The organism is Siphonobacter sp. BAB-5405, from assembly GCF_002872335.1.
In the GTDB taxonomy this organism is placed as follows: domain Bacteria; phylum Bacteroidota; class Bacteroidia; order Cytophagales; family Spirosomataceae; genus Siphonobacter.
Genome location: NZ_NJAG01000005.1, coordinates 49832 through 69579 on the forward strand (window position 1 = coordinate 49832; position 19748 = coordinate 69579).

Here is a 19748-nt window from a genome sequence, read left to right on the forward strand (position 1 = left end):
TGGGTTAAACGGCACCCAGCATTTAAAAGATTTTCACAAAAAATCCAAAAAAGCTTGACATTCGGTAGTAAGAAATTGCATATTTAGCCAAAACTATCTGGTATCTAGCTGAATTCCATGAAGTTATCCGAATTTAAATTTGATTTGCCGCAAAATCTTATCGCTCTTCACCCGGCCGAACGCGGCGATTCCCGGCTGATGGTAGTTAACCGGCAAACCAAGCAAATTGAACATCGAAAATTCGGTGACATTGTATCATACTTCGGCGACGGAGATACCATGGTAGTCAACGATACGAAAGTTTTTCCGGCCCGTCTCTACGGAAGCAAGGAAAAAACCGGTGCTCAAATTGAAGTTTTCCTGTTGCGGGAGCTGAACCGTGAACATCGCCTCTGGGACGTACTCGTTGACCCGGCCCGTAAAATTCGGGTGGGCAATAAGTTATACTTTGGCGACAGTGATCTGGTAGCCGAGGTGATTGATAACACGACTTCCCGGGGCCGTACCATTCGGTTCCTGTACGACGGTGATCACAGTGCCCTGATGAAGGCCATCCACGAACTGGGTGAAACGCCGCTACCGGAGGAAATCAAAAACCGTCGTAAAACGACCGATGAAGATCGCGAACGTTACCAGACGATTTTTGCCGATGATAATAAGGTAGGAGCCGTAGCTGCCCCAACGGCAGGCTTGCACTTTACCAAGAACATCGTCAAGCGAATGGAAATCAACGGAACGCAATTTACGCCCATCACTCTGCATGTGGGATTGGGTACGTTCCGTCAGGTTGACGTGGAAGATTTGACTAAACACAAAACGGATTCCGAGCCGTATTTCATTCCACCCGTTACGGCTGAGGTGGTTAATGCTTCGCTCGACGCCAATAAACGCGTTTGTTCTGTTGGAAATACCGTACTGAAAACGCTGGAATCATCCGTATCGGCGAATTCCCGCCTGAAACCGAGTGAAGGCTGGACCGATCGGTTCATTTTTCCTCCGTACGACTTCAAAATCAGTAATGCCCTGCTGACCAATCTACACTTGCCCGAGTCCGTACTACTGATGGGCGTTTGTGCCTTCGGTGGTTATGATCTCGTCATGCAGGCCTATGAGATTGCGATGAAGGAGAAATACAAGTTCTTTAGTTACGGTGATCTAATGTTGATTTTATAGCCAAAACCGGACGTGTACTAGCCATACGTCCGGTTTTTGCGTTTTTCTCTGCATGAAGCAATACGCCATTCTGGTGGCGGGCGGAAGTGGCAGCCGTATGGGTGTTGCCCTGCCCAAGCAATTTCTATCCGTTGCGGGTAAGCCTATTCTGGTTCATACGCTCGAACGGTTTCTGGCCTATTCTGCCGATCTTCAGATTATTCTTTGTCTCCCGGCCGATCAGCTGGCCTACTGGCAGGAGCTCAAACAAGCGTACCCCCTTCCCTTTAGGCACCCTATCATCGAAACGCCCGGAGGAGCGAGTCGCTTCCAATCCGTGCGGAATGGCCTGCAGCGTATTGAGGGAAGCGAAGGACTCGTAGCTGTGCACGATGGAGTACGTCCCTTCGTTCCGGTAGAGGTCATCGCCGAAAGTTTTCGTACGGCCGCTCAGAAGGGCACGGCGGTAGTATCCGTAGCCGCGAAAGATTCAATCCGACTGGTGCACAGCGAAACGGAAAACCAGGCCCTTGATCGTTCCCGATTACGACTGGTACAAACACCGCAAACGTTTCAGGTAGCTGTATTGAAGAAGGCGTTCGAACAATCCGAAAGTCCGTTATTCACAGACGATGCCAGCGTAGCCGAAGCAGCCGGATTTCCGATTTTCCTCGTGGAAGGTTCATACGAAAATATCAAAATTACGACACCCGAAGATTTATGGATGGCCGAAGCCATCCTTCAACGGTCCTAATTCAGGCCCACCTCTTCCTTTAGTTCATTAACTTTTCTTACAAAAAAATATTCCGCATTAGAATTTACTAATCTGATGTGGATAACTCTTGTTTCTGCCGAAAACATGAGTCAAAATCCTTATATTTACTGATTGCCCATTTCAGGGTAGCTTTTATTTTTTATATATTCCTTCCTCATACTAGCTTTATGCATCACACGTCTCCGCCTCTCTTACAAGCAGCTATCGCCTCGACTAGCCGAGGCCCGGTACAACGTTTTCTACGTAGTCAGATCCGGGTCTTTCGTCAAACGTCCCCCCGACAAATCATTAAGGATAATCTGCTTATCGCGATGGGAATTTTCACCGCTGCCATTGGGCTTCGCGGCTTTCTTCTTCCCAGCGAATTTCTGGACGGCGGAGTAACGGGTATTTCGCTGCTGGTTCGGGCACTGACGGGCTGGGATCTTTCCATTCTTTTGATTGCCTTTAATATTCCGTTTATCGTTCTGGGTTATCGACAGATTTCTCTGGGTTTTGCGATACGTACGCTGGTAGCCATTATCTGCCTGGCCTTGTGTCTCGCTTTTCTGCAGCTGCCCGTCTTCACGCACGATAAGCTATTGATTGCCGTCTTCGGCGGATTCTTTCTCGGGGCGGGTATCGGTATGTCTATTCGAGGTGGCTGCGTACTTGACGGTACTGAAATTCTGGCTCTGTACCTGAGCCGTAAGACAGGGTTTACGGTAGGCGACATCATCATGGCGATTAACGTCTGCATTTTTAGCGTCTCAGCGATCCTGATTAACGTTGAAACGGCTCTCTACGCCATGCTTACTTACTTCTCGGCTTCCCGTACCATTGAATTCATTATTACGGGTCTGGAAGAATATACGGCCATCACCATCGTTTCGGAAAAGAGTGAGTACATCCGGCGAATGATTGTGAATGAGATGGGTCGCGGCGTAACCATGTTCAAAGGACAACGGGGATTCGGCAAACGCGGCGAACGCGACGGCGATATTGACATTGTGTATACCGTAATTACTCGACTGGAAATTACACGGCTTAAAAATGCCGTCGCCAAAATCGATAATCAAGCCTTTATCGTGCAGCACAGCATCCAGGATACTAAAGGCGGAATGATTAAAAAACGAGCCTTTCACTGATCAGCTGCCAGCCCACCAGGCTGGCAGTTTTTCTATCCATTCAAGGATAACCGGACGTAACTTTTTAAGCAATTCTTTGCTTACTCTCCCCGAAGGATCTCACTCATTTTCAGCCCCACCCGATTTCCTAAAACTATTTATCGAAAAAAACGAAAAAAATAGTTGTTAAACTAAAATATTAGTTTAACCTTTGAAGCAAGGATACTTCTGCAAGACGGAAAGGTCTATAGTTTTGATCATTGAAGTATTCATTAAACGATGCACAATTATGGTTGAAAAAGAACTTACCCGGGCCGAGGAGCAGATCATGCACGTACTCTGGACACTGGAAAAAGGTTTTGTCAAAGACGTTCTAGATCAATTACCTGAGCCGAAACCGGCCTACAATACCGTTTCTACCATTATCCGGATTCTGGAACAGAAAGGCTTCGCAGGGCATACAGCCTATGGCAAATCGCACCAGTACCATCCCCTTATTACGAAGGAACAGTACCGGACGTTTGCCACCGAAAAACTAATGGAAGGGTATTTCGGCAATTCCATCGGCAGTTTGTTTTCGTTTTTCGTGAAGAAGAAGAAAGTAGAGCTTAACGAAGCTGACGATATTCTGAAAATGATTGAACAGATGAAGAAGCAGTAAACGTTGCTTTGCGTCCGTTCCGCTTCTACCCTACACGGGTAAGGGCAGCCCACACCCTCTATCCACCTTTAAACGACCGAAAGGCCACTCCAACGGTATGAATTGGTTGCACTATCTCCTGCAAGTAAATCTGTATTTGGCTGGTTTTTATGGGTTTTACTGTATCCTGCTTCGGCGGGAAACCTTTCACCAGCTTAATCGCAGCTTTTTGCTGGCAGGTACAGCACTGGCTTTCTTTATTCCCGCCATCCAGTCCGACTGGGTACGGAGCTGGTTTGTAACGCAGCAGGTCAATGAATCGATTTACGCCTATTATAATCCAGGGGTGGTATTCATTCGGCCTGATTACCTGGACAACCACGAATCGGTTCATCCACTCGCCTGGGGACACGTGCTGGCGGTCGTTTACATGTGTGGGATGCTTTTTCTGTTAGGCAAGTTCGCCTTCCAGCTCATGCGACTGAGCGATCTGATTCGGTACCGGTACCACCGTAAAGCGAATACGGCTTTTGCGTTTTTCAATCACTTTTTCGTCGGTAAAAATTTACCTAACCGACAAACGATTGAAGCCCACGAACGCGTCCATGTACGGCAGCTTCACTCCGCAGACGTGATCTTTTTTGAGTTGGTCGCCATTATCAACTGGTTCAATCCACTGGTTTACTTAATGAAGCAGGACATTCGTCTCTTGCACGAATACCTAGCGGATGAAGTGGCCAGTAAATGCGAACCCAGTCGGGCCGATTACGCCATGCTGTTATTTTCCCAGCAGTTTGGGGTCAATACGACGGATTTAGTTCATCCTTTTTTTAATAAATCGCTTCTTAAACCTCGAATCAGTATGTTACAGAAAACACCTTCCAGCACTGCGGCTCTGGGTAAGTATGGATTGATTTTCCCCGTCTTTGGGACCATGCTCTTTCTTTCAACCGCTTTTTCGGAGCAAGTAACGGCTCAATCCCAACCTGCTACGCCTGCGACTTCTTCGCAAAAGCCCGCAAAAACCAGCCAGCCCGCTCCCGACCCTGATGTGTATACCGTTGTTGATAAAGCAGCTGGATTTCCGGGTGGTCAGAGGGCTATGTATGATTTTCTGGCTAAAACCGTTAAATATCCGAAGCCTGCGGCACGAGCCAATGTCGGAGGAAGAGTGTTCACCCGATTCGTGGTCGAAAAAGATGGCTCGCTTAGTAATATTGAGATTGCAAAAGGCCTGGGTTTTGGTTGTGACGAAGAAGCTCTGCGAGTCTTAAACGCCATGCCGAAATGGGAACCGGGTATAGTTAAGGGAGAAACCGTTCGTAGCTACTACAACTTGCCGATTTTCTTTAAGATGGACAAAAAGAAAACAGCTAAAACTTCCAAGTAAAGCTTTGCTGCAACAGTGGCCATTTTCACGGGAATGCTTCCCTGATTGGTTCTTTTACGCATAAATTTGCTCCCCGCGACGTATACGATCTAGCGTAGTATACGATTTCATCCAATACTATTCTCTTTTCTGTAATTGGTACCCTTAGCGTAACACTTCAATTCACTTATCGCTATGATTTTCCGATTTTTACCTCTACTCCTGTTACTACTGGAGTGCCTGACAGGTATGGCCCAATCACAGCAGGAGCCCTGGGTACAGGCCCAAGAACATATTCGTCGCGGGGAGTATATCCAATCGGTTCCAATCCTACAAAAGCTTGTGGAAAGTGATAGTACGCAGGTAGAAGCCGCCCTGCAATTAGGCTTCGTACAACAGCGACTAGGCCAATTACCAGCGGCCCGTAAAACGTATGAAACCGTACTGAGACGTGATACGAGCCAGACCGAGGCATTAAATCAACTGGCGATACTATCCGAAAAGAACGCTCAGTATCGTCGGGCCTTGCACTATTACCAACGTCTTATCCAACTCGACACGACGAATGCGTATCTGTTTAAACAGGCTGCTGTCCAGTATAGTCGTCTGGAGCAGTTGGGTCAGGCCATTGCTTTTTACAATAAGGCGGTGGCTCTCAACCCACAGGATATTGAATCCTGGGGAGAGTTGACGCGGATCCATCTGGATATAAATGATGCCGCTCATCTAAAACTAGCGGGTGAATGCGTTGAGAAAGGCCTGACTATTGATCCCAATTCCATACGGCTGTTGCTACAGAATAGCCGGGTTGATTTCCGGTTGGGGCGATTTGCCGAAGTAATCACCAGTCTTCAGAAAACCATGGCTCAGGGTGATTCTTCGGCTTTTTACCAGCGAATGTTAGGGCGGGCGTATTACGAAATTGATAGTCTGGATCAATCCATTTTTACGTTCCGGCGATTACTGAATGCGGGGGAAGAAACGGAATACGTGTACGGCGGCTTAGGTACGGCTTATCTGCTCAAGGCTAAAAAGATTCGGCTCATTTTGATCTCAATGCCTTCCGTAATTTCAAACAGGCCATTCAACTGGCACAAACCCGGGTGCCTGACTACCAGATGGGCCTGGGAGATGTCTATGAGCTGGAAGGCAAACCTGCATCCATCAAACGGGCTATTAAAATCTACCAGGAAACCTTTAACCTGTCCGAACGTCCGAAGGCTCTGTACCGACTGGCTCAGTTGCACGATACCTATCAGGTAGATATGGAACTGGCAAAGACGTATTATCAGGAACTCATCAAAACCTGTAAAGTCATTGTGAGTAATCCCCGGAACGCCAGACCCATGGAAATGCTAGATTGCACGTATGCAACGCTGGCAGCAAATCGACTGGCTGAACTCAATAAGTTAACTCCCAACGCTACTGCTCCGCTGGCTCAGGATAGTGTTCAGGTAATAGCCGATACTACCAAAAACGATTAATCATTTTCCACTAAACCCTTTATGGCCCGTTCATTCGGGCTTTTTTCTCCATTTTTATAACTAAAAACTTAGTTTAAACTTATACACCCATGGAAACGTATCAAACCCTCGAAGACTATGTTTTTGCGAACCGCAATCAGGCCTACGGAGCTTATGAACTACGCCAGAGTATAAGCCAGTACCTCCGTTGGGCAACCGTAATCAGTATCAGCCTGTTTCTGGTACTCGCTTTAGCTCCCGTACTTTTTGCTCGTTTATCTCCTTCCAGAAGTTCGGTTTCTGCTCATCTTACGCCGGTAAAAGTAGATCTTGAAACGCCTGAGATTCCCCAAACACCACCTACTCTGCCTCCACCACCCGCTCCTGACGTTCCTCAAACGAACACGTATGAACTTAAACCCCCGGTTGTAGTCGCTGATGAGCAGGTCCCTGACGATTCATTTCTGGCAACCCAAGAGCAGTTGCAGGTCCATCAGGCTGGTTCGCGGACATTTCTGGAGGGTAATGATCTGCCTGCTATTGTAGATGTCACGGAAAGTTCCGGGAAAAAGGAGGATCTGATCGTAGAAGTCAGTCCTAAGGAAAGTAATGAAGTGATGCTAACAGTCGAAATCCAGCCAGAATATCCGGGTGGAATGGAAGCGTTCAATCAGTATTTACGAAAGAATCTTCGTTATCCCACGCAGGCCCAGCAGGCCAACGTGAGTGGCAATGTATATCTCTCGTTTGTGGTCGAAAAAGACGGAAGCATTACGCAGCTCCAGATTCTGAAAGGATTAGGTTTCGGCTGTGATGAAGAGGCTCAGCGGGTATTACAGGCAATGCCCCGCTGGAAACCCGGCCGCCAACAGGGTCGAGCGGTTAAGTGTCGGTTTAATCTACCTATCGCGTTCCGGCTTGAATAAGTTTTGTGTACTAGCTTATTAGGAAAAATAGTACGGAACAAGGGAAGAAACGGAGAGGTTTTTGTAGCCTACCGCTTCGATCGGACAATTGAACTTTACCAATAAAAAATTTTAAATAGTATATTCCGGTGTTTAGTGTAATTTAAATTTCTGATAATCAGTTGCTTTGTATTGTCGTTAATTGCATATTTGCCTCTGTAAATCAAATGGAATAATCCAACCATGAGTCTGTCTAAGCAAACACTCAAGAGTAAGCCTGTTACAAAGGTCACATTCACTGTTCCTTCTGAGCATTGCAATGGAGCTAAAGCAGTTGCCGTTGTAGGTGAATTCAACGGATGGGATGCCGATGCTACTCCTTTGAAAAAACAAAAAGATGGTTCTTTTAAAGGCACTGTTGAATTAACAACTGGCAAAGAATATCAATTCCGTTATTTAGTCGATGGCGAAGTCTGGATCAACGAAACTGAAGCGGATAAATTTGTTGCTAGTGGCATTTCTATGGAAGAAAACTCAGTGGTTGTCCTGTAATATACGGTACATCATTTTTCTGAATCCCCGGCTTTTTTATAAAGTCGGGGATTTTTTTGTTACAGCTTGCAACGTTTATGCCTGCTTTTGCATCCTTTATCCAGAAACCAAATCAATCACCAGCACGGAAGTGTTTTACAAAGAAAAAGTAAAAATTTTAGGTACCATGTATTGCAAAGTACCTAACAACACCTATCTTTGTAACATCAAAATAAGAACAGCGATACCGTTTAGTTTCCGTTCATCCCGAAGTGGTAGCATAAACTAAGTTTTTATCGTTGTTTTGAATCACCTCCGAACGTAAACTCCTTTCAGCCATGAAGTTCTTTGGTCTTGCATTCCGAAAAATTTCCTTCCTGTTGGTACTGCTGGGATTATTCAATGTCCAGGGTTTCGGTATGGGTACCCCCCACCGCTTGTATACGGGTAAAGGACTGGTTACCCAACTGGCCCGTAAAACCAGTACGCTGGTTCATACCAAATCCAACGAAATTCCAGCGAAGGCTGCAACTATTACTTCTTATCCGAAAGTAGCCCGTTCGTTAATGACGGTAATACTGGATTGGGCCATACAACTCTTTACGTCCCAAGAAGACGTAACTACGATACCATCGCAGAAGAATCGGACCCCTCAGGGCCGTTCGGTCTGCCCGACCATTTATCAGGTCTAACACTTTTTTTAGTTTTGGTTAAGGGTTATTTGGACAAAGCCGCTCATTTGAGCGGCTTTGCCTTTAGAAGCCCTATGTTCTTCCGTTTGATTTTAATTATATTCCCTTCCTATGAACTATCTATTTGTCTACGGTACCTTACGACGAACGGCCAACCATGCCATGCATGAGGTGCTGCAGCGGCAGGCCCAGTGGGTGGATGAAGGTTCAGTACCCGGAAAGCTCTACCTGATTGACTGGTATCCTGCTCTGACCCGAAGTCAGGATTCAGACGACCGGGTGAAAGGTGAGGTGTATTGGCTACCAGACCCAGAGCGTACCTTTGCCGAACTGGACTCTTATGAAGGGTACTATCCCGAAGACGAAGCCCATTCCGATTATTTACGACAACCCGAAACCGTGCAGCTTCTTGACGGCACCTCGGTTCAGGCCTGGGTATACATTTATAATTTGCCTACGATCGGGCTAACGCAAATTAAAAGTGGGGATTTTCTCAATCGTTAATACAAGCCGTTCTTCACCGCGTATACAACCATAGCTGCCGTATTTTTTGCCCCGATTTTCTCCATGATGCGAGTACGGTGTCCTTCTACGGTACGGTCACTGATGTACAGCCTTTCAGCGATTTCGGCGTTGGTTAGTCCACTGCATATGAGTTGCAGTACTTCCAGTTCGCGTTCACTCAGGGGTGTTTGAGAAGAAAAAGAAGGTTTTCTGGGCTTCGAGCGTTCGATCATCCGACGGTGCATCACCTTCGTCAGGAAAGCTCCGTAATAGTAGTTTTCTTCCATGACCGTCCGGACAGCTTTCACAACCTCGTCGGGATCGCTGTCTTTGATCAGGTAACCGTTGGCTCCCAGTTCCATCAGGTTGGTTACGAATCCATCATCATCGTGCATGGATATGATGATAATCTTTACCTCCGGAAAACGATTTCGCAGCTGTTCGGTGGTTTTAATACCGTCCAGAACCGGCATTTGTAAATCCAGTAAAACGACATCGGGTACCTGAAAGGCCAGTTGGGTGAGCAAATCCTGCCCATCCTGAGCTTCCAGGATAACCTCAATTGAATCGTAGGTTTTCAAGATATTGGCCAGTCCCCTCCGAAAAAGGGCATGATCATCGGCAATAGCTACGCGAATGTGGGAAGTACCACTCATAAGTAATCAGGACGTATGCAGCGGAATGTCAACGACGGTATGTGTTCCCTGACCGGGAGAAGTTTCAAACACGACATCCCCTCCTACTACGTTCAAACGGCTTTCAATATTTTTCAAGCCCATAGGAGTCGTTTGCTGCTGAACTTTCGACCAGTCGAAGCCCATTCCATTATCACTTAATGTAAAAAAAACTCGTTTCGGTTGGTACAGCAATAATACCTCAATACGACTCGCCTCGGCGTGTTTAAGGCTATTCTGGAGTAACTCCTGGGCTACCCTGAATAAAGTAAATTCAATGGACCGATCAAGGCGGTGTTCTTCTCCGCGGCACTCCAGTTCAATGCATACGTCGGGATGCGATTGCTGTAACTTTTCAACCAATTCCTGTAATACGATCACCAAACCCAGTTTTTCCAGGGCAGGTGGCTGAATCTCTTTGGTAATTCGCCGAACGTTCTTCACCGCCTCTTCGAGCAGGCGTTTGGTCTGTTCAGCACTCTGCAGCGATTCCGGACAGTTATCCAGATAACGGGTTACCAGCGAAAAACTCATTCGCGTAGCCGATAGCAGACTTCCTATATCTTCGTGTAAATCAGCTGCAATTCGCTGGGCTTCTGCTTCCTGCGAGCGAATACTGGCTTCGAGACTGCCTTCCAGGTACCGAATAAATGCTTTCTGACGTAACTGCTTTCGCCTGGTCATTACAAAAAACAGCAGACTCCCCAGACCCATGAGTACTGTAAATGTAATACCAGCCGCCAGCGTTAGCGGAAAGTCTTCTAAGGTGTGGTTCATGGATGCCTATTCTAAAACCAATGCCGGAATAATTCGCCTTACCAGGCTCGCTACCGATCGGATTGCCTTTGGGCTCTATACAGAAATAGCCAACGGCTCTCTTTTGATCCGTTTATTACTGAAAGCACCGGAGACTTCAGCGATCATCTCCTTGCTTACAACCGCTGGACTCATCGACGAGAGCGTCGTGTGACCCGCTCTTTTTTACTATGCGTATGGGAAAGTCCTGGGGTAGTTACAACTAATTTCGGCTAGACAAACTAACAATCAAGATTGGTTTGGGAAGCTTTTTCAGAGGATTGGTAACTAAAGATCGGTTTCCGGTTTATTCAGTTAGTAAATTTGCATGGATTCCGTATGGCCTCCAACTGGTTCCCTTAAAATCGGGGAAAAAGCCGGGTAAAATCAAGGGAAAATACCTAAGCACTACCACCTATTTTACTGCATTATTTTGAAAACAGTGGTTCAGTTTTTTGCGAAGGTCATCTCATAAACAGATTTGTTTTTCGCTACATAACCTGGGCGTTTGCTAGTAAAAGTAGTCAAATTTTCCGCACTTCGTATGCAACCACTCGCCGAACGCATGCGTCCCCGGACGCTGGATGAATACATTGGCCAACAGCATCTTTTAGGCACCAAAGCCGTACTTCGGCAAGCCATCGATGCCCAGCGGATTCCCTCTATGATTCTCTGGGGTCCGCCGGGTGTGGGTAAGACTACCCTCGCTACGCTCATTTCGCAGTCACTGAAAGTCCCGTTTTTTAGTCTTTCCGCCATTAATTCAGGCGTAAAGGATATTCGGGATACGATTGAATCAGCTTCTAAACAGCGATTTTTCAGTTCAGCCAGCCCTATTTTGTTCATCGACGAAATTCATCGCTTTTCCAAATCGCAGCAGGATTCACTGCTGGGGGCCGTCGAACGGGGCATTGTGACGCTGATCGGAGCCACTACCGAGAACCCATCCTTCGAGGTTATTCCCGCCTTGCTCTCCCGCTGTCAGGTGTACGTACTGAAATCGATTGAAAAAGCCGACCTGATTCAGATGATTGACCGGGCTCTGGCTCAGGATGAGTACCTGAAAGACCGGGACATTCGGGTCGAAGAATACGAGGCGATGCTGCAGCTTTCGGGGGGGGATGGTCGGAAGTTGTATAACATTCTTGAACTGATTACCAACTTCCAGCGGGCGGGCGAACCGCTGGTGATTACCAATGAACTGGTTTTCGAGAAAGTCCAGCAAAACATTGCCCTGTACGATAAAGGCGGCGAAGCCCATTACGACATCGCCTCGGCCTTTATCAAATCCATTCGTGGCTCGGACCCCAATGCGGCCATTTACTACCTGGCCCGGATGCTCGACGGTGGCGAAGATATTGAATTCATCGCCCGTCGAATTCTGATTTCAGCCGCTGAAGATGTGGGTCTGGCCAATCCTAACGCTTTGTTACTGGCCGAAAGCTGTTTCCAGGCGGTGAAAGTACTCGGCATGCCCGAAGCCCGTATTCCGCTGGCCGAAGCGACCATTTATCTGGCTACCTCACCCAAGAGCAATTCGGCGTACGCCGCTATCAATCAGGCTCTGGAGCTGGTTCAGAAAACCGGGGCTCAGCCCATTCCACTCCACCTGCGGAATGCTCCGACCAAGCTGATGAAAGAGTTGAATTATGGGAAAAACTATCAGTATGCCCATCAGTTCAAGAACAACTTCGTCGAACAGGAATTTTTACCCGAATCCTTAACGGGTACCAAACTCTTCGATCCGCAGGAAAACGGGGCCGAAGAGAAAATCCGTGAACGCCTCCGGGCCTTGTGGCAGGAGAAGTACGGGTATTGAGATAGATGGGAGTTTAAGGAGGTTTGAACAGGTTTAAAGTTTAAGATTTGAATAGGTTTAAAGTTTGAGAAAGGTTTGAGGTTTGGTAGAGGTTTGATAGAGATGTAAGCTCTAACATAGAAATATGGATTTGTATGTACAAACGTTCTATCCTTCGCCAACTTCATACTTTTAAAACCTAAACCATTTCAAACTTGAAACACTTTTCAAACCTCCTCCCCTCCTCAAGCCTTCACCACCTGAAACGCCAGCAGTACCCAGCCAATAATCAGGGCCGTACCACCGATGGGAGCGACGGCACCAAACACTTTGATTCCCGTAAAGCAGATCGTATAGAGCGATCCGCTGAAAATGATGACACCGATCAGGAAAGCCCAACCTGCCCAGCCCAATCCTTTCTCTACTGCGGGCAGCTGATTCATCAGCAAACCAATTGCCAGTAAGGCCAGTGCGTGATAAAACTGATACCGAACAGCCGTTTCAAAAGTATCGAAGCGACCGGTAGCTACGAGCATGGGTTTCAGAGCGTGGGCACCAAAAGCCCCCAATCCAACGCCCAACGCCCCCAATAAAGAGCCAGCCAGCAGAGCAAATTTTGCAGTCATAGAAAAAAATACGTTAAGTCAGAAATTTTACGCTATTTATGGCCGTATCCTACACAGCCTTTCTCAGGAAGGCGTAAATTTCGGATACGATCGTTACATTGTTTCGTAAAAGGTTACGAACCCGCCGAAGTTTTTATGGTTATGCCGTTTATGCTCAGCCGGATTCCCATGTCGTAACCCTCACTCTACTCACGTATGATTGCTGAAAAAGCTAGACTTTCCCAACGGGCAGACAACAAAGGATGGAAAAAGTGGGGCCCGTACTTGGCTGAACGCCAATGGGGTACGGTTCGCGAAGACTACTCTTCTAACGGCGATGCCTGGAATTTTTTCTCCCATGACGCCGCCCGCAGCCGGGCCTACCGCTGGGGTGAAGACGGAATTGGGGGAATCTCCGATAATAAAGGACACATCTGTTTTGCGTTCGGATTCTGGAATCATAAGGACGGTATTCTGAAAGAACGCCTGTTTGGATTGACCAACCCTGAGTCAAACCACGGCGAAGACGTCAAGGAGTTATACTACTACCTGGATTCGACGCCGACACACTCGTACATGAACATGCTGTACAAATACCCGCAGCAGGCCTTTCCCTACGAGCAAATTCTGGGCGAAAACCGTTCCCGCAACCGCGAACAGCCCGAATTTGAGATCATCGATACCGGCGTTTTCGATAATGACGAGTACTTCGACATGAACATCGAGTACGCCAAAGCCGATGAAAGTGATATTCTGATTAAACTGACGGTTCACAACCGCGGTCCCAAGGCAGCTCCCATTACGGTACTGCCCACGCTCTGGTTCCGGAATACCTGGATTTGGGGCTACGAAAATTACAGCGTTCGCCCCATGCTGACGGGGTACTCCAATTCGCTGATTGAAGTAAGCCACAAAATTCTGGGTAAGTACAAGTTGTACGTGGAAGACGCGGATGCCCTGCTTTTCTGCGAAAATGAAACCAACTTCGAGCGAATCTACAACAGTCCCAACTTTTCACCGTACCCGAAAGATGGTATCAACGATTACATCGTTTCGAACGGAAAACGGAAAACGGTCAATCCCAATAACATTGGTACCAAAGCCTCGGCTCAGTACACCAAAACGGTCCCGGCGGGCGGTAGCTTTACCATCCGGTTGCGGTTTTCAAATTACTCCAATCACGAACCGTTTACTGACTTTGATACGATTTTTCAGCAACGGATCGAAGAGGCCGATGAGTTTTACGGAGATCTGCAAAAGAACGTAAAAGACGAGGAGCTGCGGAAGATTCAGCGGCAGGCCTACGCGGGCATGCTCTGGTCCAAGCAGTTTTATTACTATAACGTCAATGAATGGCTCAACGGTGATCCGGCCATGCCCAAACCCGCTCCCGAGCGAAAGTTTGGACGAAACCGGACCTGGCGGCACATGTACACGGCCAACATCCTGTCCATGCCCGACAAGTGGGAATACCCCTGGTTTGCGGCCTGGGATCTGGCGTTCCACTGTATCCCGCTGGCTCGCCTTGACCCGGATTTTGCCAAACGTCAGCTGGCCGTCGTGTTGCGGGAGTACTACATGCACCCCAATGGTCAGATTCCCGCTTACGAATGGACGTTCTCGGACGTGAATCCGCCCGTACACGCCTGGGCTACCTGGAAAGTATACGAGATTGACAAGGAAATGAACGGCACCGGGGACATTGGCTTCCTCGAACGGGTGTTCCACAAACTGCTCCTCAACTTTACCTGGTGGGTTAACATCAAGGATGAACAGGGCAACAACATTTTCGGGGGCGGTTTCCTTGGTATGGATAACATCGGGGTATTTGACCGTTCGGCTCAGTTACCCCTGGGCGGCCATTTGGAGCAGGCGGATGGTACGGGCTGGATGGCCATGTACACGCTGAACATGCTCCGGATTGCCTGCGAAATTTCACTGGAACGACCCGCCTATCAGGATATGGCTTCGAAGTTTTTCGAGCACTTCCTGCACATTGCCGGAGCCATGAAATCGCTGGGTCGGGAAGAAATCAGCCTCTGGGACGAAGAAGATCAGTTTTACTACGATTTACTCCACATTCCCAACGGCCCGAGCATGTTGCTGAAACTCCGGTCGATGGTCGGACTGATTCCGCTGTTTGCCGTGGAAGTACTGGACCCGGATTTGCTCGATACTCTGCCCGATTTCAAACGTCGCGTGGAATGGGTACTGACGAACCGGCCCGATCTGGCTTCGCTGATTTCCCGCTGGTACGAACCCGGCAAGGGCGAAACCCGTTTGCTCTCCATCATTCGCGGCCACCGGATGAAGATGATTCTGAAACGGGTATTCGACGAAGCAGAATTCCTGTCTGATCACGGCGTTCGTTCGCTCTCTAAGTACTACGCCGATCATCCGTACGAGTTTCGAGTGGGGAATGAAGTGCTTCGCGTGGCCTATACGCCCGCTGAAAGTACGGGTTCAATGTTTGGAGGTAACTCCAACTGGCGGGGACCCGTGTGGTTTCCGATGAACTTCCTGTTCGTGGATTCGCTCTTGAAATTTCACCAGTACTACGGCGATGATTTCGAAATTGAATATCCGACCAATTCCGGCGAACTGGTAACAATCAAGGAAGCGGCTCTGGCCGTAGCAGCCCGATTAATCAGCATCTTTACGCCCGATCCGGAAACGGGGATTCGACCCTATCAGCGGGACTACAAGAAATTCAATACGGATCCGCATTTTAAAGATCACCTCCAGTTTTTCGAGTACTTCAACGGAAATGATGGCTCCGGACTCGGAGCAGCTCACCAAACGGGCTGGACCGGGCTGGTAGCCGAGTTGATTGAGTACGTGCATACACTCAAACAAACCGTCGAAGCGGCTCGGTTGAAACAATAGATTTTAGCGTATTAAAAACGGCTTTTCCTTCCAGAGAAGCCGTTTTTGTGTTTCATCGAATCCTGAATCCAACCACGTGTTCTAAAGATAACCCTTTAGGATAGGTAATCTGCAAACCGGCCTTAGTCTGGACCCAGCGAAGTTTTTGGGTACTGCCCAGGAGTTCTACTGCACGAATCGGCTGCTTCAGTAAACCTGCTTTCGTGCCCAGTGATTGAATGGTTAATATTTCCTCCGGCTTAGGAACGGTCATTCCGTAGGCGTATATGCTCCCGTCTTTGCCTCGCGTAAAGCGAAAATCTTTGGTACTAAACTGAAACTCGGCGTGACGTTTTCCCAGTTTTCCACCGGGCAAGTTTCGCAGTTTGGCGGGTTTATCTGGATTCTTTGGGTCTTTCACCCATTCTCCTTCACCGTATTCCTTCCAGGCGTGACTTCCGTAGATACCTTCCCCATTGATTCGCATCCAGGCTCCAATTGCTTTTAACATCCGGGCACTGCCGGCATCCATCCCGCCGTTGGGCGTGAGGGATACGCAGAGCGTCAGGTTACCATCCCGCGAGACATATTCCAGCAGGGCCCGAATCACCATTCCGGCATCGTAGTAAAAATCCGGTTGGTAAAACCAGTCGCCCACGGCCATGTCCGCCATCCAGGGCTGGTCGGTTTTGATACCCGGTGGATAACTTCCCTCAAAGGTTCGCCCCGCTCCCCGGTTCGTCGGAATAAACTTCACGATACTGAGTTTATCAAGCTTTTTGCCCCGACTGCCTTTGTTGTAAAAGTCAGCTACAATCCGGGCTCCGGCATCACTCCGATAGCCCGAACCACTTTTGTAACCGCTAAAAGGCTGGGTACTATTGCCATCGGTATAAATGAAATCTGGATCATAGTGATCGATTACGTCCTGGATTCGCAGGGCCCATTGCGTGGCGTACCAACGGGCGTAGGTCAGGTGATTACCAAAAACACCCTGATTCCCAAAAGCGATCGTGGGGATGGTAAAGGGCTTACCATCATGGACCAGACTGTCGTAGCGAATGGGAATCCCGTAGAGCCGACGCGGATCGAGTCCTTCCCACCATTTTCCCTTTCCATCGGCCAGGGTCAAGCTGCCGTCGTACGGTACACCCGCTTTAGGGCCGTTTTTATCGGCTCCAAAGGCATCCTGCCACCACCACCAGGTATACTCGTGGTGGAAGGCCACGCCAAAACGCAGGCCCTGTTTCTGTAATTCCTTTTTCCACAAAGCCAGAAAATCCTTTTTCGGACCTACGCGTACGGAGTTCCAAGGGTGGTACTGAGAATTCCACAAATCGTAGTTATCATGGTGCACGCCCACTACCAACGCGTAACGAAACCCGGCATCTTTATAGGCCTGGACCAAAGCCGCCGGATTCCAGTCGATAGGGTTCCACTGGTGAAGCACCTCTTTGTAGCCGAATTCCGACGGGTGTCCAAAACGTTTAAGATGATTTTGGTACGGCTCCGTACCTTCTTCGTACAAACGACGGGCGTACCAGTCACCGCTTTCGCCCGCCGCCTGCGGTCCCCAGTGAATGAAAATGCCCAACTTGCCTTCCCGCCACCAGTCTGGCTGACCGGGGTACTGGGCATCGATAGATTGCCAGGTCGGAGCAAACGGTCCCGTTGCGATGGGAAAGTCCATGTTCTCTTCCGGAAATAATTCCGGATTGTGGATAAATCCCAAGGCCTGCCGTTCAGTAGTGGGTATCGGTGGTACCCTCTGTTGAGTCTGAGCGATACACGACGACACCGTAAGCAAGAAAAGACCGAGTACATTTCTCATACCAGGAAAAAGGTTTAGAGCGTCCTTTCCTTAATAGAGCGATTTTTTGAAACCTGTACCTCATTTTGCATACGCAATCCAGACCAAAGCTTTTGCTGGAATCATTCCTTTTTCTTCTCCACACCTTCATTCAGTAATGTGGATAACTTTTATATCCTGTGGATAACTATGCTTCGCCAAACAAAATTTCCCTCTCAAAGCCCAAGACAAGCCGTATGAAAACGAAAAAGCGTCCATTTCCGAAGAAATGAACGCTTTTGAAAGCTGTGGATAACTTTAGGAATTAGTGCTTGAAGTGACGAACGCCGGTGAATACCATGGCCAGTCCGTTCTCATTGCAATAATTAATGGAATCCTGATCCCGAACCGATCCTCCCGGTTGTACCACCGCCGTAACACCCGCCTGATGAGCGATTTCTACGCAGTCGGCAAAGGGGAAGAAAGCATCGGAAGCCATGACGGCTCCGTTGAGATCGAATCCGAATTCTTTTGCTTTCGTAATCGCCTGTTTCAGGGCATCTACGCGGGACGTTTGTCCCACGCCACTCGCCAGCAACTGGTTTTCTTTCGCCAGAACGATCGTATTGGATTTCGTGTGCTTACAAACTTTCAACGCAAATTCCAGAGCCTTGTATTCGCTTTCGGTCGGAGCTTTCTCCGTTTTCGGCGACATTTCAGCGGCGGTTTCTGCTACCGTGTCTTTATCCTGCACCAATACACCATTCAACACCGTTTTGAACATGTGTTTCGTGGGTTGCACTACATTACGCTTGAGCAGGATACGATTCTTTTTCGATTTCAGCAGGTCCAGAGCTGCTTCATCGTATTCCGGAGCGATCAGAATTTCCATGAACAGTTTGTTCAGTTCTTCCGCAACGGCCATGTCTACTTTTGTATTCGTTACGATCACACCACCAAAGGCCGATACCGGATCGCAGGAAAGGGCGTTCAGGTACGCTTCTTTCGCCGTCGGAGCCGTGGCTACCCCGCAAGCATTGGTATGCTTGATGATCACGAATGTCGTATCCGTGAATTCGTCAATCAATTGTACGGAGGCATCCACATCAACCAGGTTGTTGTACGAAAGCTCTTTTCCGTTCAGTTGATCAAACATGCTTTTCAGATCGCCGTAGAACGTAGCCGACTGGTGCGGGTTTTCGCCGTACCGCAGGGAATTCTGGGGTAATTGCTTGAAGTTGAAAATATCAGCCGCCCGACCCGTGTAAGTTTGTCCGGCAAACCACTGATAAATCGCAGAATCGTATTGAGACGTAACGCCAAAGGCCAGCGTAGCAAAGTAGCGGCGTAATTCGAGGCTGGTTGACGCCTGGTGTTCCGAAAGAATGCGGAGCAGTTCGGCGTACTGGCTACGGTGCGAAACGATGAGTACGTCTTCGAAGTTTTTAGCCGCTCCCCGAATCAGCGAAATACCACCAATATCAATTTTCTCGATGATGTCTTCGTTACTACCACCCGCGGCTACGGTTTCTTCGAAAGGATACAGATCCACCACGACCAGATCGATGGCGGGAATTTCGTACTGTTCTGCCGTCTTTACATCTTCTTCGTTATCGCGACGGTACAGAATGCCGCCGAAGATTTTGGGGTGAAGGGTTTTTACCCGGCCTCCGAAGATGGAAGGATAGCTGGTCAGATCCTCGACGGGCGTTACAGGAATGCCCATTTCTTCGATAAACGACTGCGTACCACCCGTTGAATACAACTGTACACCCTGACGGTGCAGCGATTCTACGATGGGTGCCAGGCCTTCCTTGTGATAAACGGAGAGAAGAGCAGAAGTGATTTTTCTTTGAGACATTGGTCGGTCTATTAAAAACTCAGTTTCAGTATTCGAGTTTACAGTCTTCCGCAAAATCCGTCCTCCTTCGTCAGCACCGCGATTGCTTCAAACCAAAAAGACTATGAATAAAAAAACCCCGAGGAGAGCTCAGGGATTTTTTAGGGAGGTACCAAGCGGATTCGAACCGCTGTGGGAGGTTTTGCAGACCTCTGCCTAGCCTCTCGGCCATGGTACCTTGTGAT

Annotated in this window: 19 protein-coding genes and 1 tRNA gene; 14 read left to right on the forward strand and 6 right to left on the reverse strand. The window is 48.3% G+C overall.

The genetic code is table 11. The features are described 5' to 3' along the window. Positions 1 to 117: 117 nt before the first annotated feature. From queA to BWI97_RS04300, 11 genes are all read left to right on the forward strand, one after another. Positions 118 to 1173, forward strand: coding sequence for a tRNA preQ1(34) S-adenosylmethionine ribosyltransferase-isomerase QueA (gene queA / locus BWI97_RS04250; protein ID WP_094812371.1), 1056 nt, complete (start codon positions 118 to 120; stop codon positions 1171 to 1173). Between the two features lie 52 nt (positions 1174 to 1225). Beyond that, the gene (locus BWI97_RS04255) at positions 1226 to 1906 is read left to right on the forward strand and encodes a 2-C-methyl-D-erythritol 4-phosphate cytidylyltransferase (RefSeq protein ID WP_102200158.1); all 681 of its coding nucleotides are present in this window, start codon (positions 1226 to 1228) and stop codon (positions 1904 to 1906) included. Positions 1907 to 2094: 188 nt separating this feature from the next. Further along, on the forward strand, positions 2095 to 3054 hold the full coding sequence (locus tag BWI97_RS04260; RefSeq protein WP_094812375.1) for a YitT family protein: 960 nt from the start codon (positions 2095 to 2097) through the stop codon (positions 3052 to 3054). Between the two features lie 268 nt (positions 3055 to 3322). Continuing rightward, a complete protein-coding gene (locus BWI97_RS04265) occupies positions 3323 to 3694 on the forward strand; it encodes a BlaI/MecI/CopY family transcriptional regulator (RefSeq protein ID WP_094812377.1) in 372 nt (123 codons plus the stop codon). A 97-nt stretch (positions 3695 to 3791) separates the two neighbouring features. Beyond that, entirely contained in the window at positions 3792 to 5063 is a 1272-nt protein-coding gene (locus BWI97_RS04270; protein WP_102200159.1) for a M56 family metallopeptidase, read from the forward strand. A gap of 174 nt (positions 5064 to 5237) precedes the next feature. Next, positions 5238 to 6305 carry a lipopolysaccharide assembly protein LapB gene (locus BWI97_RS04275; RefSeq protein ID WP_102200160.1) on the forward strand — a complete coding sequence of 356 codons (1068 nt, stop codon included), beginning with the start codon at positions 5238 to 5240 and terminating at the stop codon, positions 6303 to 6305. Positions 6306 to 6307: 2 nt separating this feature from the next. Beyond that, positions 6308 to 6526, forward strand: a complete 219-nt coding sequence (locus BWI97_RS04280) for a hypothetical protein (protein WP_102200161.1) — start codon at positions 6308 to 6310, stop codon at positions 6524 to 6526. 89 nt (positions 6527 to 6615) lie between these two features. Next, positions 6616 to 7431, forward strand: coding sequence for an energy transducer TonB (locus tag BWI97_RS04285; RefSeq protein ID WP_102200162.1), 816 nt, complete (start codon positions 6616 to 6618; stop codon positions 7429 to 7431). 222 nt (positions 7432 to 7653) lie between these two features. After that, positions 7654 to 7962, forward strand: coding sequence for an isoamylase early set domain-containing protein (locus BWI97_RS04290; RefSeq protein WP_094812385.1), 309 nt, complete (start codon positions 7654 to 7656; stop codon positions 7960 to 7962). Between the two features lie 317 nt (positions 7963 to 8279). Continuing rightward, positions 8280 to 8633: a hypothetical protein gene (locus BWI97_RS04295; RefSeq protein WP_094812387.1), complete on the forward strand. Its 354-nt coding sequence runs from the start codon at positions 8280 to 8282 to the stop codon at positions 8631 to 8633. Positions 8634 to 8744: 111 nt separating this feature from the next. Next, positions 8745 to 9137: a gamma-glutamylcyclotransferase gene (locus BWI97_RS04300; protein WP_094812389.1), complete on the forward strand. Its 393-nt coding sequence runs from the start codon at positions 8745 to 8747 to the stop codon at positions 9135 to 9137. Here BWI97_RS04300 and BWI97_RS04305 read toward each other — a convergent pair. Continuing rightward, positions 9134 to 9793, reverse strand: coding sequence for a response regulator transcription factor (locus BWI97_RS04305; protein WP_094812391.1), 660 nt, complete (start codon positions 9791 to 9793; stop codon positions 9134 to 9136). The genes BWI97_RS04300 and BWI97_RS04305 overlap by 4 nt on opposite strands. A 6-nt stretch (positions 9794 to 9799) precedes the next feature. Further along, positions 9800 to 10588 carry a sensor histidine kinase gene (locus tag BWI97_RS04310; protein WP_102200163.1) on the reverse strand — a complete coding sequence of 263 codons (789 nt, stop codon included), beginning with the start codon at positions 10586 to 10588 and terminating at the stop codon, positions 9800 to 9802. Here BWI97_RS04310 and BWI97_RS04315 point away from each other — a divergent pair. Together BWI97_RS04315 and BWI97_RS04320 are read left to right on the forward strand one after the other, a co-directional pair. After that, positions 10587 to 10781: a hypothetical protein gene (locus BWI97_RS04315; RefSeq protein WP_094812395.1), complete on the forward strand. Its 195-nt coding sequence runs from the start codon at positions 10587 to 10589 to the stop codon at positions 10779 to 10781. The two genes, BWI97_RS04310 and BWI97_RS04315, sit on opposite strands and share 2 nt — an antisense overlap. A 369-nt stretch (positions 10782 to 11150) precedes the next feature. Continuing rightward, a complete protein-coding gene (locus BWI97_RS04320; RefSeq protein ID WP_102200164.1) occupies positions 11151 to 12425 on the forward strand; it encodes a replication-associated recombination protein A in 1275 nt (424 codons plus the stop codon). A 224-nt stretch (positions 12426 to 12649) separates the two neighbouring features. Here the strand turns inward: BWI97_RS04320 and BWI97_RS04325 are convergent, their stop codons facing one another. Beyond that, positions 12650 to 13030, reverse strand: coding sequence for a DUF423 domain-containing protein (locus BWI97_RS04325; RefSeq protein WP_094812399.1), 381 nt, complete (start codon positions 13028 to 13030; stop codon positions 12650 to 12652). A 195-nt stretch (positions 13031 to 13225) separates the two neighbouring features. On the opposite strand from BWI97_RS04325, the gene BWI97_RS04330 reads away from it, so the two are divergent. Next, entirely contained in the window at positions 13226 to 15895 is a 2670-nt protein-coding gene (locus BWI97_RS04330; RefSeq protein ID WP_094812401.1) for a glucosidase, read from the forward strand. A 52-nt stretch (positions 15896 to 15947) separates the two neighbouring features. Here BWI97_RS04330 and BWI97_RS04335 read toward each other — a convergent pair whose 3' ends face one another. From BWI97_RS04335 to BWI97_RS04345, 3 genes are all read right to left on the reverse strand, one after another. Then, complete coding sequence (locus tag BWI97_RS04335; RefSeq protein WP_102200165.1) at positions 15948 to 17705, reverse strand: alpha-L-fucosidase; 1758 nt, start codon at positions 17703 to 17705, stop codon at positions 15948 to 15950. 283 nt (positions 17706 to 17988) lie between these two features. Beyond that, positions 17989 to 19524: a bifunctional phosphoribosylaminoimidazolecarboxamide formyltransferase/IMP cyclohydrolase gene (gene purH, locus BWI97_RS04340; RefSeq protein WP_102200166.1), complete on the reverse strand. Its 1536-nt coding sequence runs from the start codon at positions 19522 to 19524 to the stop codon at positions 17989 to 17991. Between the two features lie 146 nt (positions 19525 to 19670). After that, positions 19671 to 19741 (reverse strand) — tRNA-Cys (locus tag BWI97_RS04345). Positions 19742 to 19748 lie beyond the last annotated feature (7 nt).

What these genes read in the sequence shown, in the direction of transcription:
- queA (WP_094812371.1), top strand. Translation starts at nt 118, where the DNA reads ATGAAGTTATCCGAATTTAAATTTGATTTGCCGCAAAATCTTATCGCT.
- BWI97_RS04255 (WP_102200158.1), top strand. Translation starts at nt 1,226, where the DNA reads ATGAAGCAATACGCCATTCTGGTGGCGGGCGGAAGTGGCAGCCGTATG.
- BWI97_RS04260 (WP_094812375.1), top strand. Translation starts at nt 2,095, where the DNA reads ATGCATCACACGTCTCCGCCTCTCTTACAAGCAGCTATCGCCTCGACT.
- BWI97_RS04265 (WP_094812377.1), top strand. Translation starts at nt 3,323, where the DNA reads ATGGTTGAAAAAGAACTTACCCGGGCCGAGGAGCAGATCATGCACGTA.
- BWI97_RS04270 (WP_102200159.1), top strand. Translation starts at nt 3,792, where the DNA reads ATGAATTGGTTGCACTATCTCCTGCAAGTAAATCTGTATTTGGCTGGT.
- BWI97_RS04275 (WP_102200160.1), top strand. Translation starts at nt 5,238, where the DNA reads ATGATTTTCCGATTTTTACCTCTACTCCTGTTACTACTGGAGTGCCTG.
- BWI97_RS04280 (WP_102200161.1), top strand. Translation starts at nt 6,308, where the DNA reads ATGGAACTGGCAAAGACGTATTATCAGGAACTCATCAAAACCTGTAAA.
- BWI97_RS04285 (WP_102200162.1), top strand. Translation starts at nt 6,616, where the DNA reads ATGGAAACGTATCAAACCCTCGAAGACTATGTTTTTGCGAACCGCAAT.
- BWI97_RS04290 (WP_094812385.1), top strand. Translation starts at nt 7,654, where the DNA reads ATGAGTCTGTCTAAGCAAACACTCAAGAGTAAGCCTGTTACAAAGGTC.
- BWI97_RS04295 (WP_094812387.1), top strand. Translation starts at nt 8,280, where the DNA reads ATGAAGTTCTTTGGTCTTGCATTCCGAAAAATTTCCTTCCTGTTGGTA.
- BWI97_RS04300 (WP_094812389.1), top strand. Translation starts at nt 8,745, where the DNA reads ATGAACTATCTATTTGTCTACGGTACCTTACGACGAACGGCCAACCAT.
- BWI97_RS04305 (WP_094812391.1), bottom strand. Translation starts at nt 9,793, where the DNA reads ATGAGTGGTACTTCCCACATTCGCGTAGCTATTGCCGATGATCATGCC.
- BWI97_RS04315 (WP_094812395.1), top strand. Translation starts at nt 10,587, where the DNA reads ATGGATGCCTATTCTAAAACCAATGCCGGAATAATTCGCCTTACCAGG.
- BWI97_RS04310 (WP_102200163.1), bottom strand. Translation starts at nt 10,588, where the DNA reads ATGAACCACACCTTAGAAGACTTTCCGCTAACGCTGGCGGCTGGTATT.
- BWI97_RS04320 (WP_102200164.1), top strand. Translation starts at nt 11,151, where the DNA reads ATGCAACCACTCGCCGAACGCATGCGTCCCCGGACGCTGGATGAATAC.
- BWI97_RS04325 (WP_094812399.1), bottom strand. Translation starts at nt 13,030, where the DNA reads ATGACTGCAAAATTTGCTCTGCTGGCTGGCTCTTTATTGGGGGCGTTG.
- BWI97_RS04330 (WP_094812401.1), top strand. Translation starts at nt 13,226, where the DNA reads ATGATTGCTGAAAAAGCTAGACTTTCCCAACGGGCAGACAACAAAGGA.
- BWI97_RS04335 (WP_102200165.1), bottom strand. Translation starts at nt 17,705, where the DNA reads ATGAGAAATGTACTCGGTCTTTTCTTGCTTACGGTGTCGTCGTGTATC.
- purH (WP_102200166.1), bottom strand. Translation starts at nt 19,524, where the DNA reads ATGTCTCAAAGAAAAATCACTTCTGCTCTTCTCTCCGTTTATCACAAG.